Source organism: Rhodoferax ferrireducens, from assembly GCF_049302455.1.
Classification (GTDB): domain Bacteria; phylum Pseudomonadota; class Gammaproteobacteria; order Burkholderiales; family Burkholderiaceae_C; genus Rhodoferax; species Rhodoferax ferrireducens_B.
Map to the genome: position 1 here is coordinate 36,763 of NZ_JBAQMD010000029.1, position 12,966 is coordinate 49,728.

Annotated in this window: 8 protein-coding genes and 1 tRNA gene; 1 reads left to right on the top strand and 8 read right to left on the bottom strand. The window is 57.1% G+C overall.

The annotated features are described in order from the left end of the window. Positions 1 to 298 precede the first annotated feature (298 nt). From WA157_RS05005 to WA157_RS05030, 6 genes are all read right to left on the bottom strand, one after another. A complete protein-coding gene (locus WA157_RS05005) occupies positions 299 to 5,950 on the bottom strand; it encodes an Hpt domain-containing protein (protein ID WP_422619920.1) in 5,652 nt (1,883 codons plus the stop codon). 44 nt (positions 5,951 to 5,994) lie between these two features. After that, positions 5,995 to 8,274 carry a methyl-accepting chemotaxis protein gene (locus tag WA157_RS05010; RefSeq protein ID WP_422619921.1) on the bottom strand — a complete coding sequence of 760 codons (2,280 nt, stop codon included), beginning with the start codon at positions 8,272 to 8,274 and terminating at the stop codon, positions 5,995 to 5,997. Between the two features lie 20 nt (positions 8,275 to 8,294). After that, positions 8,295 to 8,825, bottom strand: coding sequence for a chemotaxis protein CheW (locus WA157_RS05015; protein ID WP_422619922.1), 531 nt, complete (start codon positions 8,823 to 8,825; stop codon positions 8,295 to 8,297). 15 nt (positions 8,826 to 8,840) lie between these two features. After that, a complete protein-coding gene (locus WA157_RS05020; protein WP_011463674.1) occupies positions 8,841 to 9,206 on the bottom strand; it encodes a response regulator in 366 nt (121 codons plus the stop codon). After that, positions 9,206 to 9,604: a response regulator gene (locus WA157_RS05025; protein ID WP_011463673.1), complete on the bottom strand. Its 399-nt coding sequence runs from the start codon at positions 9,602 to 9,604 to the stop codon at positions 9,206 to 9,208. The genes WA157_RS05020 and WA157_RS05025 overlap by 1 nt, the downstream gene beginning before the upstream one ends. 61 nt (positions 9,605 to 9,665) lie before the next feature. Further along, positions 9,666 to 9,818 carry a rubredoxin gene (locus WA157_RS05030; protein WP_422619986.1) on the bottom strand — a complete coding sequence of 51 codons (153 nt, stop codon included), beginning with the start codon at positions 9,816 to 9,818 and terminating at the stop codon, positions 9,666 to 9,668. A gap of 257 nt (positions 9,819 to 10,075) precedes the next feature. Here WA157_RS05030 and hemL point away from each other — a divergent pair, with 257 nt between their 5' ends. Then, positions 10,076 to 11,386 (top strand): glutamate-1-semialdehyde 2,1-aminomutase, encoded by a 1,311-nt coding sequence (gene hemL / locus WA157_RS05035; RefSeq protein WP_422619923.1) that lies wholly within the window; start codon positions 10,076 to 10,078, stop codon positions 11,384 to 11,386. A 170-nt stretch (positions 11,387 to 11,556) separates the two neighbouring features. On the opposite strand, the gene WA157_RS05040 is transcribed toward hemL, so the two are convergent. Continuing rightward, positions 11,557 to 11,649, bottom strand: a tRNA-Ser gene (locus WA157_RS05040). A 37-nt stretch (positions 11,650 to 11,686) separates the two neighbouring features. Further along, positions 11,687 to 12,955 (bottom strand): aspartate kinase, encoded by a 1,269-nt coding sequence (locus WA157_RS05045; RefSeq protein ID WP_422619924.1) that lies wholly within the window; start codon positions 12,953 to 12,955, stop codon positions 11,687 to 11,689. Between the last annotated feature and the right edge of the window lie 11 nt (positions 12,956 to 12,966).

The window sequence follows — 12,966 nt, forward strand, 5'->3', positions numbered from 1 at the left end:
TTTTAACGGTGATCATGAACAGGCAATTCGATTCTGGTTTGATGTGGCTTCGCCCTGACCTGCGGTTGATCGACAACGCCGCCTTGTGCCTGGCCCTGGACCGTCAAACCGCTTGAATTGCAGATGGCGGGCGTGACGCTGGGCCAAAACTGCCCTGCGCCCAATGTGGCGCACGCTGCGGCACGTGCGCTAACCTTGCAACGCTACGCTGTCGTCAAAAGACATCAATCTGCCGCTTGAATTTTTACTATAAACATAATAGCAAACAATCCAATATTCATGCGGTCTAGAGGCAGTTTTAAGCTTCAACAGTCGCGATGCAATACTGCCGCACCAAACCAATCAGTTCGTCTTCTGAGTACGGTTTGCCCAAGTAGTGATCAACACCGAGTTCACGGGCGCGCTCACGATGTTTCTCGGCAATGCGCGAGGTAATCATGATGATGGGAAGATCGCGCAGTCTGGCATCGCCTCGGATATTTCGCACCAGGTCGAAGCCATCCATGCGTGGCATTTCGATGTCAGAGAGAACAACCGCCGGCTTTTCCTCCTGCAAACGCTCCAGCGCCTGCAGGCCATCGATGGCCAGAGCCACCCTAAAGCCTTCGCGTTTGAGCAGGCGCTGGGTGACACGGCGCACCGTGATCGAATCGTCAACCACCAACACCAGGGGCGCCTGATTGACACTGGTCAGCGACGAAGCCTGTGATGCTGTGGCGGCTTGGTCCACAGCCTGCGCTGCATCCAGACTGAGGTGCCGTGCCCGCTCGCCATAAACAGTAGCCAGGGCCACCGGGTTGTAGATCAGGACCACCGCACCTGAGGCCAAAACCGACATACCGGTCAGGCCCGGCAGACGGGACAATTGAGGTCCGAGGTTTTTGACCACCACTTCCTGATTACCCAGCACTTCATCAAAGTGCACCGCAATTCTTTGACCCGCACTGCGGAAAATAGCCACCGGCAGCGTCTTGGTGACGGCCTCGTTGCTGTGCGCCGAGGCCTGTAACAGAGCGCCACCCCAGAAAAACGGCACCTGCTCGCCACCATAGGCAAAGACATGGTCTTGATAGGCGCGCTCAAGATCGGCAATCGGCACCCGACGCACCATCTCAACCAGATTCGCCGACACGCCGACCACCAACTCGCCGACGCGCAACATGACCACCTGCGTCACCGCCGTGGTCAGCGGCAGCACCAGCTTGAACTTTGTTCCCTGTCCACGTTCGGTCGAGGTTTCAATGCGGCCACCCAGCGCGCTGACTTCGGAGCGCACGACGTCCATGCCAATGCCGCGACCGGCCAACTCGGTGATCTGCTCGGCGGTGGAAAAGCCGGGGGTAAAGATCAGATCGGCGGCCTCGTCATCGGTCAATGTGCCATCCTGCGGCATCAGGCCATTGGCCCGTGCCTTTTCCCGGATCCGGTCCAGGTCCAGCCCGGCGCCATCGTCACTGAACTCCACCGTGACGTCATTGCTTTGTTGTTGCAGATGGATGCCAATGCTACCGGTCATCGGTTTCCCCGCTGCCACGCGCAGCGACGAGTCCTCAATACCATGTGCCACCGAATTGCGCAGCAAATGTTCGAAAACGGGCGCCATGCGATCCAGCACGCCGCGATCCATATCCAGAGCCCCCCCTTTGATGTCGAGCTTGACCTGCTTGTTCGCTTCCTTGGATGCCTGGCGAACAACGCCGTACAGACGGTCCGACATACCGTCGAACTCCACCATTCGGGTGCGCAACAGGTCACGCTGCAATTCACGGGCCTGGCGCCCCTGGGCGATCAGATCGTCTTCACTCCCCTGCACCGCACGCTGCAAGTTACGTTGCACCGTCGCGACGTCATGCACTGATTCAGCCATCATCCGGGTGAGCTCCTGCACCCGGGTAAAGCGGTCAAATTCCAGCGGATCAAAACCCTGCGCGGTGTCTTTGGCCTGTGCCAGCCGCGACTGCATCTGGGACTCCGACTGCACCTCGATATCGCGCAACTGGTTTCTCAAGCGATCCAGATTGCCGGTAAGTTCACCCAGTGACCCACGCAACTGACCCAAGCGAGCCTCCATCCGGGACCGCGTGATCATCACCTCTCCCGCCTGATTCACCAGGCGGTCCAGCAGCTGTGAACGCACGCGCACAGTTGGCTGGGCTCCCGGGCGTGGCAATGCCCGCGGAATGAATCCCGATGTATCGGGCGCCACCAATTTTGTCGGCTCGGTCTCTGCAGCCACCACCTCGGCGAGCCCGGCTGGGGCAATCTCCTCCTGGGGCGCCGCACTGACCTCCGGCAAAATCAAGGCCTGTTCCGGCGTTGCGCGCAATTGGTCAAAGTTGGCCTGCATTGCATCAAACCGAGCCAACAGGGGCTCCAGCTGTGCCGCCGACAAAGATTCGCTCCCCATCCGTTCTATCGCGCTCTCCATGCGGTGAGTCATCTCACCCAATTGCATCGCGCCGGCCAGTCGGCTGCTGCCTTTGAGCGTGTGCAAAACCCGCAGCACTTCATTTCGAGCACCCAGGTTGTCGGGGCGGGCCGTCCACTGCCTCAAGGCGCCGCCGAGCTGCGGCAACAATTCAAGCGCCTCGTCCTCAAAAATCGGGAAGAGGTCAACGTCAAGCGCATCAAGTGCATCAATATGTTCAACTTCGGCATCGCCATTTGCGGGGCCTGCCACAGCTTCGGCGTCAGGCGTCCATACAAGCGGCTCTGCTTCTGCTTCCGACTCCGTCACGACACTGTCCGCGACCTCATCAAAGCCGGGCGGCTCGGCAATTTCCGACTCATCCGCCAGTTGAGCGTAAAAGCTGTCAACCACGCCCGCTGCAACGGCCGGGAATTCGATTTCCAGAATAGCCTTCAGTGCGTCGAGCAGCGCCTGATCGGGCTCCTTGAGGAATCCTGCTGCGAATTGATGCAGCAGGCGGCGCATATCCTCTGCCGCCGCCATGAATACCTGGGCATGCTCTGGAATGCCCTGAACATGAAGCCGCACATGCTGCAAGGCATGTTCCAGCGCCCGCGCCATCTCGGACAGGGCAAAAAAACCAACCGTTGCCGAACTGCCAGCCAGGGAATGCGCCAGTGCCACCGTCGTCTCCGAAACCGGTTGATGCAACTCCAGAGCCCATTCGCTTAGTTCTGTCAGCAAGCGCCGGGACAACTCGTCTGCCTCGTTCAGGTAGACGTTGTAAAGTGGGATACCAATGCGCAGGGATCCGATAACCTTGACCTGTTCTTCCAGATCCAAATCCAAGAAACTGGCCTGTTGAGGCTCAGACTGAACGTCGGGGGCTTGACTCACGAGGACAGCAAGCTCGGCCGAGAAGGGCTCCACTTCGTCCGAAACGTCCGGAGCAACTGCGGCCTCATCAGGTGGTGGCGTCAGGTCAGCGCCAACACCAAAATCGAAGTCGTCAAGCGCCAGCGGCTCATCCGGGACCGGCGCAGCCGGGGACAATCCCGAAGCGCCATCGACCGGCAAGGCGAGATTGACATCAAAAGCCTGCGTCAAGTCCAGATCAATCACTTGTGTCGAGACGAAATCGGCATGCGGGATCTCATCCGGGGTCGGGCTCTGCACCTCTTCACCCGGCAACAAAAGTTCAACTTCAGCGTTATCAAGGCGCAAACCGTCAGCAGCCTTGCGAAAGGCCTGCGCATTCCACTTCGCATCTTCTCCTGCTGCAATATCCTCGACCCAACGGTCGAAGCCATGCATGGCCCTGTCTGCGAGCCTGACCAATTCACTGCTGGCAGGCTTTTGCTCAGCCAACCAGGTATTGAGCAACTGCTCCAGGGACCAGGCTGCTTCACCAAATTCACTCAGACCCACCATGCGTGAGCTGCCTTTGAGCGTATGAAAAGCGCGCCGCAATGTCGTCTGTTGCCCCATATCTGCGGGCTCGTCTGCCAATGCGGCGATGGCCTCAAGCCCGGCATGAAGCACTTCACGCGCTTCTTCAAGGAAGATATCCTTCAAGTCAGTCTCATCGTCATCGTCTGCTGGCTCGGCCAGCACCGGGGTGACCGGTTCTGGCGCCAAGACCAGCGCCGGGGCTGGCTCTTCGACTGGAACTGCTGCCGACAAGCTCTCAGAAGGCGCTTCCACGGCAGCCAGCGCCTTGTCGGAAACCTTGTCAACGCCAGGCACCGACGGGCTCTCTGCGGTCCGGTCGCTCGCCTTTTCACGCCCCATCAGGGGCTTGAACTCACCCAATTCCTCGTCGTACACAAAGAGTTTCTTGGCCAGCGTGCGCTGGTAACTCAGCATGTCAATCAGAAACCCAAGGGCCCCCAGACTGTTACCCAGCTTTTCAAAAACGCCCGCTCGCGCAGCATCAGCGTCAATATCGTCAACCAGAAATTTTTCGACACTGTCACGCATGCGCAGCGTTGCAAGGGCTGCCTGATCAAGGCCCAAAACCGAAAAAACGCCCCGCATCTGTGCCAACTGACTAGGCACCTCGTGCAAGGGAACCTTATCAAGAGGATTACGAAAGAATGAATCCAGCGATTTTTCAACGCCCCCAAGCGTCATTCGCAACTCGTCAACGACACTACCCATGATCTGACGATCACTGACCCTGCGGTACAACTCCTCCATCCAAGCCTCGAGCGGCTCCGGTTGCCCGCCCGCGTTGACATTCTCCATCCGGGCTGCAAGACTGGCACTGCGCTCTTTCATCTGCGAGTCGGTCGGATCCAGATCGTCATAGGCAGCCTCAAGATACAGCACAACGGTCGCAACTTCCATGGCCAGTGCGGGGGCTGGCGCCTCACCAGACAGCGCCGTCTTTTCAATCGCCTGCGTCAATGCCCGCACCAAATCAGCACTCTCGGGATGCATTTTCAATACGGAATCGGTCACCAGACTGAATTGGTCAAGGGCCACCTTCAAGCGATTGGTATCGCCACCGGCTAGCGCAGACCAGGTTTCGGTGGCGGCCGCAATACGCTTGCGGGCCTGAACCAGTAGCGCTGGATCGAAACGTCCAAACTGAGGCCGTTCGTAATCAAATGATTTCGTCTGGGTCAACCCATACGCGGCGCGAACCGCAGCCAGTACGGGCGCATCAGCCGCTTGAGCAGGCACCGCCTGTGCACAAAAAAACAACAAATCCTGCACCAATCGCTCGGAAATTCCCGGCTCGCCTCGAGCCAGGGTCCTGTATTGATGAAGGATTCGGGAAGCTGCCAGCTTGCCGTAAACATCAGGAGGGCACAGACCCAAGGACAGAGCTTCAAAATAGGCCGCAGAAATCTTCCAAAAAACGCGTGCTTCCAATGTCTCTTGGGCCGCTGCAAACCCCAGACTGATACCGCGCATGGCCTGTGCAGCGGCGACGTCGCCTGACTTGACGATTTGCAGAACTGCCTTATCAAGGCGGGTGCGAACCAATGAATCATAGCCAAGCGCCAACGCTTCTTGTGGCAAAACGACGTCAATCCAGCGCAATTCGAGTGGCCACAAGTCCGCAGGATGAACACGATCATTGCCCACCAGCTCCAAAACATCGCGGTACTGGGGAAACAAGGCCACCGGTGAAGCGCTTTTCCCCTTGAGAACCCCTTCCAGATATTCAGTCAGGGCAAAACTGGCACGCTCTACCTTGCTAGCGGCCTCGTCACTGCACAACTCGGGACGTTGCACAAATCGCTGCGCCAGCGCCTCCATCGATCGCAATATCTTGGCCGGCACAGCCATGCCGACCATCTCCAGGGCGCCAACCGCCTGATGCAATTGCTGGCGGGCGATGCGCAACTGACTGGCGTCCAGCGCAGCCAGATCAGAACCTCGCGCCAACTCGGCGTCACGGACGAACCGGCGAAGGGCTTTGGTCGCACCGCTCAACGACTTACGCAGCTCTTCGAGCACCCAGGCCAAAGGCCCAAGGTCGTGGGACACCGGTTCACTGGTGCCGGTCGGGGCAGCGTTTACTTGCATGGGATCGTGCACTCCTGGGGGCAACAAGGTCAGATTGAAGAAGGTCAGGCAATCTTGAACCGTGACACTGACTGCCGCAACTCCTCAGCCATTTTCGAGAGCTCGCGGACCTGGGCTGCCGTGGAACGAGTCCCCTCACCCGTCTGTTCGGTAACCGCAAAAATGTGCTGGATATTGTCAGCCACCACGTTGGCCAGGTTCGCCTCGCGGGAGGTTGAACTGGAAATTTGTTCGATCAGCTCCGCCAGGCGCCGGGACACCTGGTCAATCTCAGTCAACGCGGTACCGGCGTTGTCCGAAAGCTTGGCGCCTTCCACCACCCCTTGGGTTGACCGCTCCATGGCACCCACCGCATCCTGCGTGTCGGTTTGAATCGCTTTGACCAGTGCCGAAATTTGACGCGTCGCATCGGCTGATCGTTCGGCAAGCCGCTGTACCTCCTCGGCCACCACCGAGAAGCCCCGCCCGGCTTCACCGGCCGACGCGGCCTGAATGGCGGCGTTGAGCGCCAACACGTTGGTCTGTTCGGTAATGTCGGAAATCAGCTCCGTGATTTCACCAATTTCCTGCGACGACTCGCCCAGGCGCTTGATGCGCTTGGATGTCTCCTGTATCTGGTCCCGAATCGAGTTCATGCCGCCAATGGTGTTTTGCACCGCCTTCAAACCCACCTCCGCAGCCTGCAGAGACTGCCTGGCAACCGAGGCAGATTCCTGTGCCTGCACAGAGACGTCATTGATTCGTGAAGCCATATCCACGACCGAGCGACCGGTTTCCCGAATTTCATGCAACTGTTCATTGGAGGCTGCCAACAACTCTGTCGACGTCGTGTCCACTTCAGCGGTCGTCTGCGCCACGCGGGTGACCGTGCTTTGCACATTACCCACCAGCGACCGCAGCTCCTCCACCGTGTAATTGACCGAATCGGCGATGGCCCCCGTGATGTCCTCTGTCACAGTCGCCTCTTGCGTCAAATCGCCTTCGGCGACAGTTTGCAACTCGTTCATCAAACGCAAAATGGCAGCCTGGTTGGCATCGTTCACACGCTTTGCCTCCTTCTCCTGACGCTCGGCCTCCAGGCGCTGCGCTTCGGCCGCGACCTGACGCTTGCGGCTGTCAAGCAATTGAACATAGGACAAGCCACCAGCACAAAGCAGCGCCAGCAAAACAGAACCCACCAGCATCGACAAAGCGCCCGCACCGAGACCTGCGTGTGCTGACAGTTTGCCCTGCAGCTCTTCAAGATTTCGACGCAGAGGTTCACTGTCCGCAATAATGGAAACCTGTGCTTCACGGGCCGAAACCAGCCCTTGCAGATTGCCCAAAATGGCACCCGCCTGCTTTCGGGTCTCCTCAAAAAGATTGATCAAGGCAGCCAACTGCTCACGTGTTTGCGGGTCTTTCGTCGCGCCCAAACGCAACTCGGGACTGCCATCAAGCATGCCTTGAGCGATTTCCTTGAACGAGTTCAAGTCCTTGCCCAGCAGAAAAACCGCCTCCGGACTCACACCCTCAACCGTCAGGAACTCGTTTGAAGACTTGCCAATACGCTGCGTCAACATCACCAACTGACCGGCCGCCGATATCTCGGCGGCGGCGGCGTTTTGTTGCAGCTTGAGGGAGGACACCGTCTCTGCGATTTCCAGTAAATCCGAAGATTGCCGATTGATCAGCCGAAGTGCGGCACCGACCTGCGTCAATATCTTTTGTTGACCTAACACAATCGCCGCATTCTTTTCTGCCCGCTCCATCAGCGGCGTGATTTTGTCAAGCTCGGGCAAATAATCTGGACTCAAGGCACTCAATCCCATTTGCTCATCGCCGGCTTTCAGACCGCGTACTGACTTGGCTAAAACGCCCGAGCTCTCCACCACGTCGGGGAAGGCCTCTGCACCACCCACCAACGCCTGAGAAACCGACTTCGCCAGACGCTGTGACTGCATCAGCGACTGTCCCGTGGCTCCTAATTGCTGCGCCACCTTGTTCGCCTGGTTTAACGCAAACAAAGTCACAACTGCGAGCAAAACCAGGGCCAGACCCAGCAGTGTCGAAAGCAGGCGCTGATGCTGGACTACCGTTTTCTTTCCCAAAACCGGAAGCGCAATCAGGTTGGTCGCCTCGTCATCAATCGCCTCACCCGTGTCGCCGTTGGACTGCCCTGGTGCAACCGGTCTTTGTTGTCTGGATTCTGTTGTGCCCGTTATTTGATCCATCTCCATCGGATACATGGTGGCGCCCGGCACGCCAAGGCTCAAGCGGGAATCTTGATCAGACTCGGGTACATTTTTGACAAAAAAATTTTTCAGTTGATCAACGACGGACATGATGAAACCCTAGGTAAAACTTAAGCGCTAATGCTGAGAAATTCTGGAAGTTGAGACAAGGACTGCAAGTTGATTTCCTGCCAATGCGCGCCGTCGCGGTCAGTAAACCGGGTGCCAAAAAAAACCGGAGAACCCTCGGGTGACGCCTCGGCAACGGTAAACGCATCACGCTTGCGAAGTCCGGCCAGGCCGTCCACCATCAAAGCACAATTGAGCTCCAGCGCCGCGTTGATCGTGATGACACTGGACTCAGCGAGCGACTGTTCGGTTCTGCCCCGAGTCGATCCGCCGCTCATGAAACTTGCCAGATCGACAACGCCAAAAAGGCCACCACGAAGATTGACAACACCCATGAACCATTGACGGCAATAGGGGACAGCCTGAACGTTGATCAGTGGAAATATCTCGCCGGATTGCGCCAGCGGAAAAAGGTAGTTTGACTCGCCCGCCTTGACAGCCAGCCACGCAACCGACACGTCCCCGGAGCGAGCCGCCTGCAATCGACTGGCAAGGCGGGTCTGGAGTTCTCGAAGTGCTTCGCGATTAGCCATGCGATCCTGGGGAGTTCAGCCCAGTGCCTTGATCTTGACCAACAACTCGGCCGCATCAACCGGCTTGGTGATGTAGTCGCGCGCGCCTTGGCGCATACCCCATACGCGGTCTGTCTCCAGACTTTTACTGGTGCACATGATGATTGGAATATCCGAATACTCGGGCGTACGATTGATGGACCGCGTCAGTTGAAAACCGTTTTGACCCGGCATCACCACGTCCATGAGGATCAGATCGGGCTTTTCTTCTGCGAGTCGACGCAGCGCTTCATCAGCGCCCTCTGCCGTGCGCACCGACATACCGTTTTTTTGCAGCAAATTGGTCATGAACATCAACTCGGTTTTTGAGTCGTCCACGATCAGAACTTTATGGATAGCCATCAGTTAACTCCTTGCGCCACTTTGCCGAACTGCTGTACAGCCTGCAATAACTGGTCTTTGGTAAATGGTTTTGTCAAGTAATCTTGCGCCCCGACCATGCGTCCGCGCGCTTTGTCAAAAACGCCGTCTTTCGAAGACAACATGACTATGGGAACGTCTGAATACTTGGCATTTCGCTTGATGATCGCACAGGTCTGGTAGCCATCCAATCTAGGCATCAGGATGTCGCAAAAAATGAGCTGGGGCTGGTAGTCATTGACTTTTGCCAAGGCATCAAAACCATCTTCAGCCAGCATGACTTCATGCCCGCCTTGCTTCAAAAAAATCTCGGCACTGCGCCGGATGGTGTTGCTGTCGTCAATCACCAGAACTTTGAAAGTCGATCCAGTCGTATTCACAAAACAAGACTCCTGAAATGGTGATAAATCTTAGCGATAGTACACATTTCAATAACGGCGCCTAAATTTGCACCATTTCGAAATCCTCCTTGCGCGCACCACATTCAGGGCAAGTCCAGTTGACAGGCACTGCTCTCCATTCTGTCCCCGGGGCAACGCCGTGATCGGGATCCCCCCTGTCTTCGTCATAGATCCATCCACAAATCAGACACATCCATGTTTTGGTCGATTCCACAGCTTAAAAGGCCTTCGAATAGAATGCAAGCATCGAAAAAAAAGCGGCATTCGCAAGCTTCGCCGCACGCCACGCTATGTGATATTTTGCCTGAAGAAACACACTGGCCCGCTCACACCAGCCCCCATGGTTTCCCCTAGTAGCCAAATACTTGAACCAGTCATTGGCAGAGGTCCGCCGAACCAGCGCGTTACCCTCATCTTCCTTTTTATCCCCACTCTGAAACCCCCTTCCCCATGACACTCAACACTGATAACAACCAAATTTTGTTCGAACGTGCCAAACGCGTAATCCCCGGCGGTGTCAATTCACCGGTCAGGGCCTTCAAGGCAGTTGGCGGCACGCCACGTTTTGTCAAACGCGCCCAAGGCGCCTATTTCTGGGATGCCAATAACCAGCGTTACACCGACTTTATTGGCTCTTGGGGCCCCATGATTCTGGGACACGGGCACCCGGCGGTCGTAGAAGCGGTACAGGCCGCTGTACTTGAAGGCTTTTCTTACGGCGCGCCAACTGAACGCGAAGTTGAGCTGGCCGAAGAAATTCTGCGCCTGGTTCCGTCCATGGACATGGTGCGCCTGGTCAGTTCCGGTACCGAGGCCGCCATGAGCACGATTCGCCTGGCGCGCGGCGCCACCGGCCGCAGCAAGCTCATCAAATTTGAGGGCTGCTACCACGGTCACGCTGATGCACTTTTGGTGAAGGCGGGTTCAGGTCTGGCCACTTTTGGCAACCCGACCAGCGCCGGCGTGCCTCCTGAAGTGGTGCAACACACAGTGGTGCTGGAATACAACAACATTGAGCAATTGGAGGAGGCCTTTGCCATGCAGGGCAGTGAAATTGCCTGCCTGATGATGGAACCCATTTGCGGCAACATGAACTTTGTGCGCGCCAGCGTGCCATTTGTGAAACGCTGCCGCGAGCTCTGCACCCAGTACGGCGCACTGCTGGTTTTTGACGAGGTGATGACTGGTTTCCGGGTGGCGCTGGGCGGCGCACAGAGCGTTTATGCCAAGGAAATCCCCGGCTTTGAACCCGACATGACGGTGATGGGCAAGGTGATTGGCGGTGGCATGCCGCTGGCCGCCTTCGGCGCCAAACGCGCTGTCATGGAGCACCTCGCACCCTTGGGAACGGTCTACCAGGCCGGCACACTGTCAGGCAATCCGGTAGCGACGGCCTGCGGCCTGGCCACCCTGCGCGAAATCAGCAAACCCGGATTTTATGAAAATCTTGCGCGCACCACCCGCTCACTGACCGACGGACTGAAGGCTGCCGCAGCCGCCGAAGGCCTTGCTTTTAGCGCCGACAGCGAAGGAGGCATGTTCGGCTTTTTCCTGCTCGATACCCTGCCGCAAAATTACGTCCAGGTCATGAAATCCGACAGCGTTCGCTTTAATCAACTTTTTCACGGATTGTTGGATCGCGGTGTGTACATTGCACCAGCCTTGTATGAGGCGGGGTTCGTGAGCGCAGCCCATACCGCTGAAGACATTGCGGCCACTGTGGCAGCGGCGCGCGCGGTGTTCAAGGTAATTTCAAAATAACAGGGTGGAGTTTTTGCCCAACATGGCTCAACACCCCAACTCAAATTTGACCGTCGGTTAGCGTGTGCTGGTCAAGACCCAAAAAAATAGCCCCGGCTCCAATGAGGAACCAGGGCATTTTTTTTGGGGTCATTTTTTCAAGTCACGGAGACTGTCAAAAATATTCAATTTGGCGGAAACGGAGGGATTCGAACCCTCGATGAGGATCTACACCCCATACTCCCTTAGCAGGGGAGCACCTTCGGCCACTCGGTCACGTTTCCTGAATTGGCTGGATTATCTCATGAGTCGGACTGAATTTTAAGCAGGCGCCTGTTCAAGCTCAAATGCCTTGTGCAATGCGCGCACGGCCAGTTCCATGTACTTCTCGTCAATCACCACGGAGGTCTTGATCTCGGAGGTTGAAATCATCTGAATGTTGATGCCTTCTTCACTCAGGACGCGAAACATTCTGCTGGCCACACCCACGTGACTGCGCATGCCAATACCGACGATCGACACTTTGCAGATTTTGGTGTCGCCCACCACCTCTTGGGCCCCCAGCTTGGGAAGCACTTTTTCTTTCAGCAAATCGACGGTCTTGGCATACTCGCCCCGGTTGACTGTGAAGCTGAAATCGGTCTTGCCATCTTTGCTGATGTTCTGAATGATCACATCGACATCAATATTGGCATCGGCCACGGCGCCCAGAATCTGGTAGGCAATTCCGGGCTTGTCGGGCACGCCCAGGACGGAGATTTTGGCTTCATCGCGGCTGAACGCAATGCCGGAAACAATGGCTTGTTCCATGTGTTCGTCTTCCTCAAAAGTGATCAAGGTGCCGGAGGCGGCTTCCTCGTTGATATCAATATCCCACGGCGTAAAGCTGCTCAAAACACGCAGCTTGACTTTGTATTTGCCGGCAAATTCGACCGACCGGATCTGCAGCACTTTGGAGCCCATGGAGGCCATTTCCAGCATCTCCTCAAAACTCACGGTCTGCAGGCGGCGTGCCTCGGGCACCACACGTGGGTCGGTGGTATAGACACCATCGACGTCGGTGTAGATCAGGCATTCATCGGCCTTCATGGCGGCTGCCACGGCCACGGCGGAAGTATCCGAGCCACCACGCCCCAGTGTCGTGATGTTGCCCAGTTCATCCAGTCCTTGAAAGCCGGTGACGATGACCACCCGGCCAGCGTCGAGATCAGCGCGCACCTTGGTGTCTTCAATCGACTCGATACGTGCTTTGGTGTACGCGCTGTTGGTGCGAATGGGCACTTGCCAGCCGGCGTAGCTCACTGACTCCAGGCCTTCAGCTTGCAGCGCAATGGCCAGCAAGGCGCTGGAGGCCTGCTCGCCAGTTGCGGCCAGCATGTCGAGTTCGCGGCTGTAGGACTCAGTTGCTTTCGCCGGCGCCAGTTCTTTCGCCAGCGCCAGCAAACGGTTGGTCTCGCCGCTCATGGCGCTTGGTACGACCACCATCTGATGGCCAGCGCGCGCCCATTTGGCGACGCGTTTGGCGACGTTGCGGATGCGCTCGGTTGAGCCCATCGACGTGCCGCCATATTTGTGAACGATCAATGCCATTGGTAAGATTT

What these genes read in the sequence shown, in the direction of transcription:
- WA157_RS05020 (WP_011463674.1), bottom strand. Translation starts at nt 9,206, where the DNA reads ATGGCTATCCATAAAGTTCTGATCGTGGACGACTCAAAAACCGAGTTG.
- WA157_RS05010 (WP_422619921.1), bottom strand. Translation starts at nt 8,274, where the DNA reads ATGTCCGTCGTTGATCAACTGAAAAATTTTTTTGTCAAAAATGTACCC.
- WA157_RS05030 (WP_422619986.1), bottom strand. Translation starts at nt 9,818, where the DNA reads ATGTGTCTGATTTGTGGATGGATCTATGACGAAGACAGGGGGGATCCC.
- WA157_RS05045 (WP_422619924.1), bottom strand. Translation starts at nt 12,955, where the DNA reads ATGGCATTGATCGTTCACAAATATGGCGGCACGTCGATGGGCTCAACC.
- WA157_RS05005 (WP_422619920.1), bottom strand. Translation starts at nt 5,950, where the DNA reads ATGCAAGTAAACGCTGCCCCGACCGGCACCAGTGAACCGGTGTCCCAC.
- WA157_RS05015 (WP_422619922.1), bottom strand. Translation starts at nt 8,825, where the DNA reads ATGGCTAATCGCGAAGCACTTCGAGAACTCCAGACCCGCCTTGCCAGT.
- hemL (WP_422619923.1), top strand. Translation starts at nt 10,076, where the DNA reads ATGACACTCAACACTGATAACAACCAAATTTTGTTCGAACGTGCCAAA.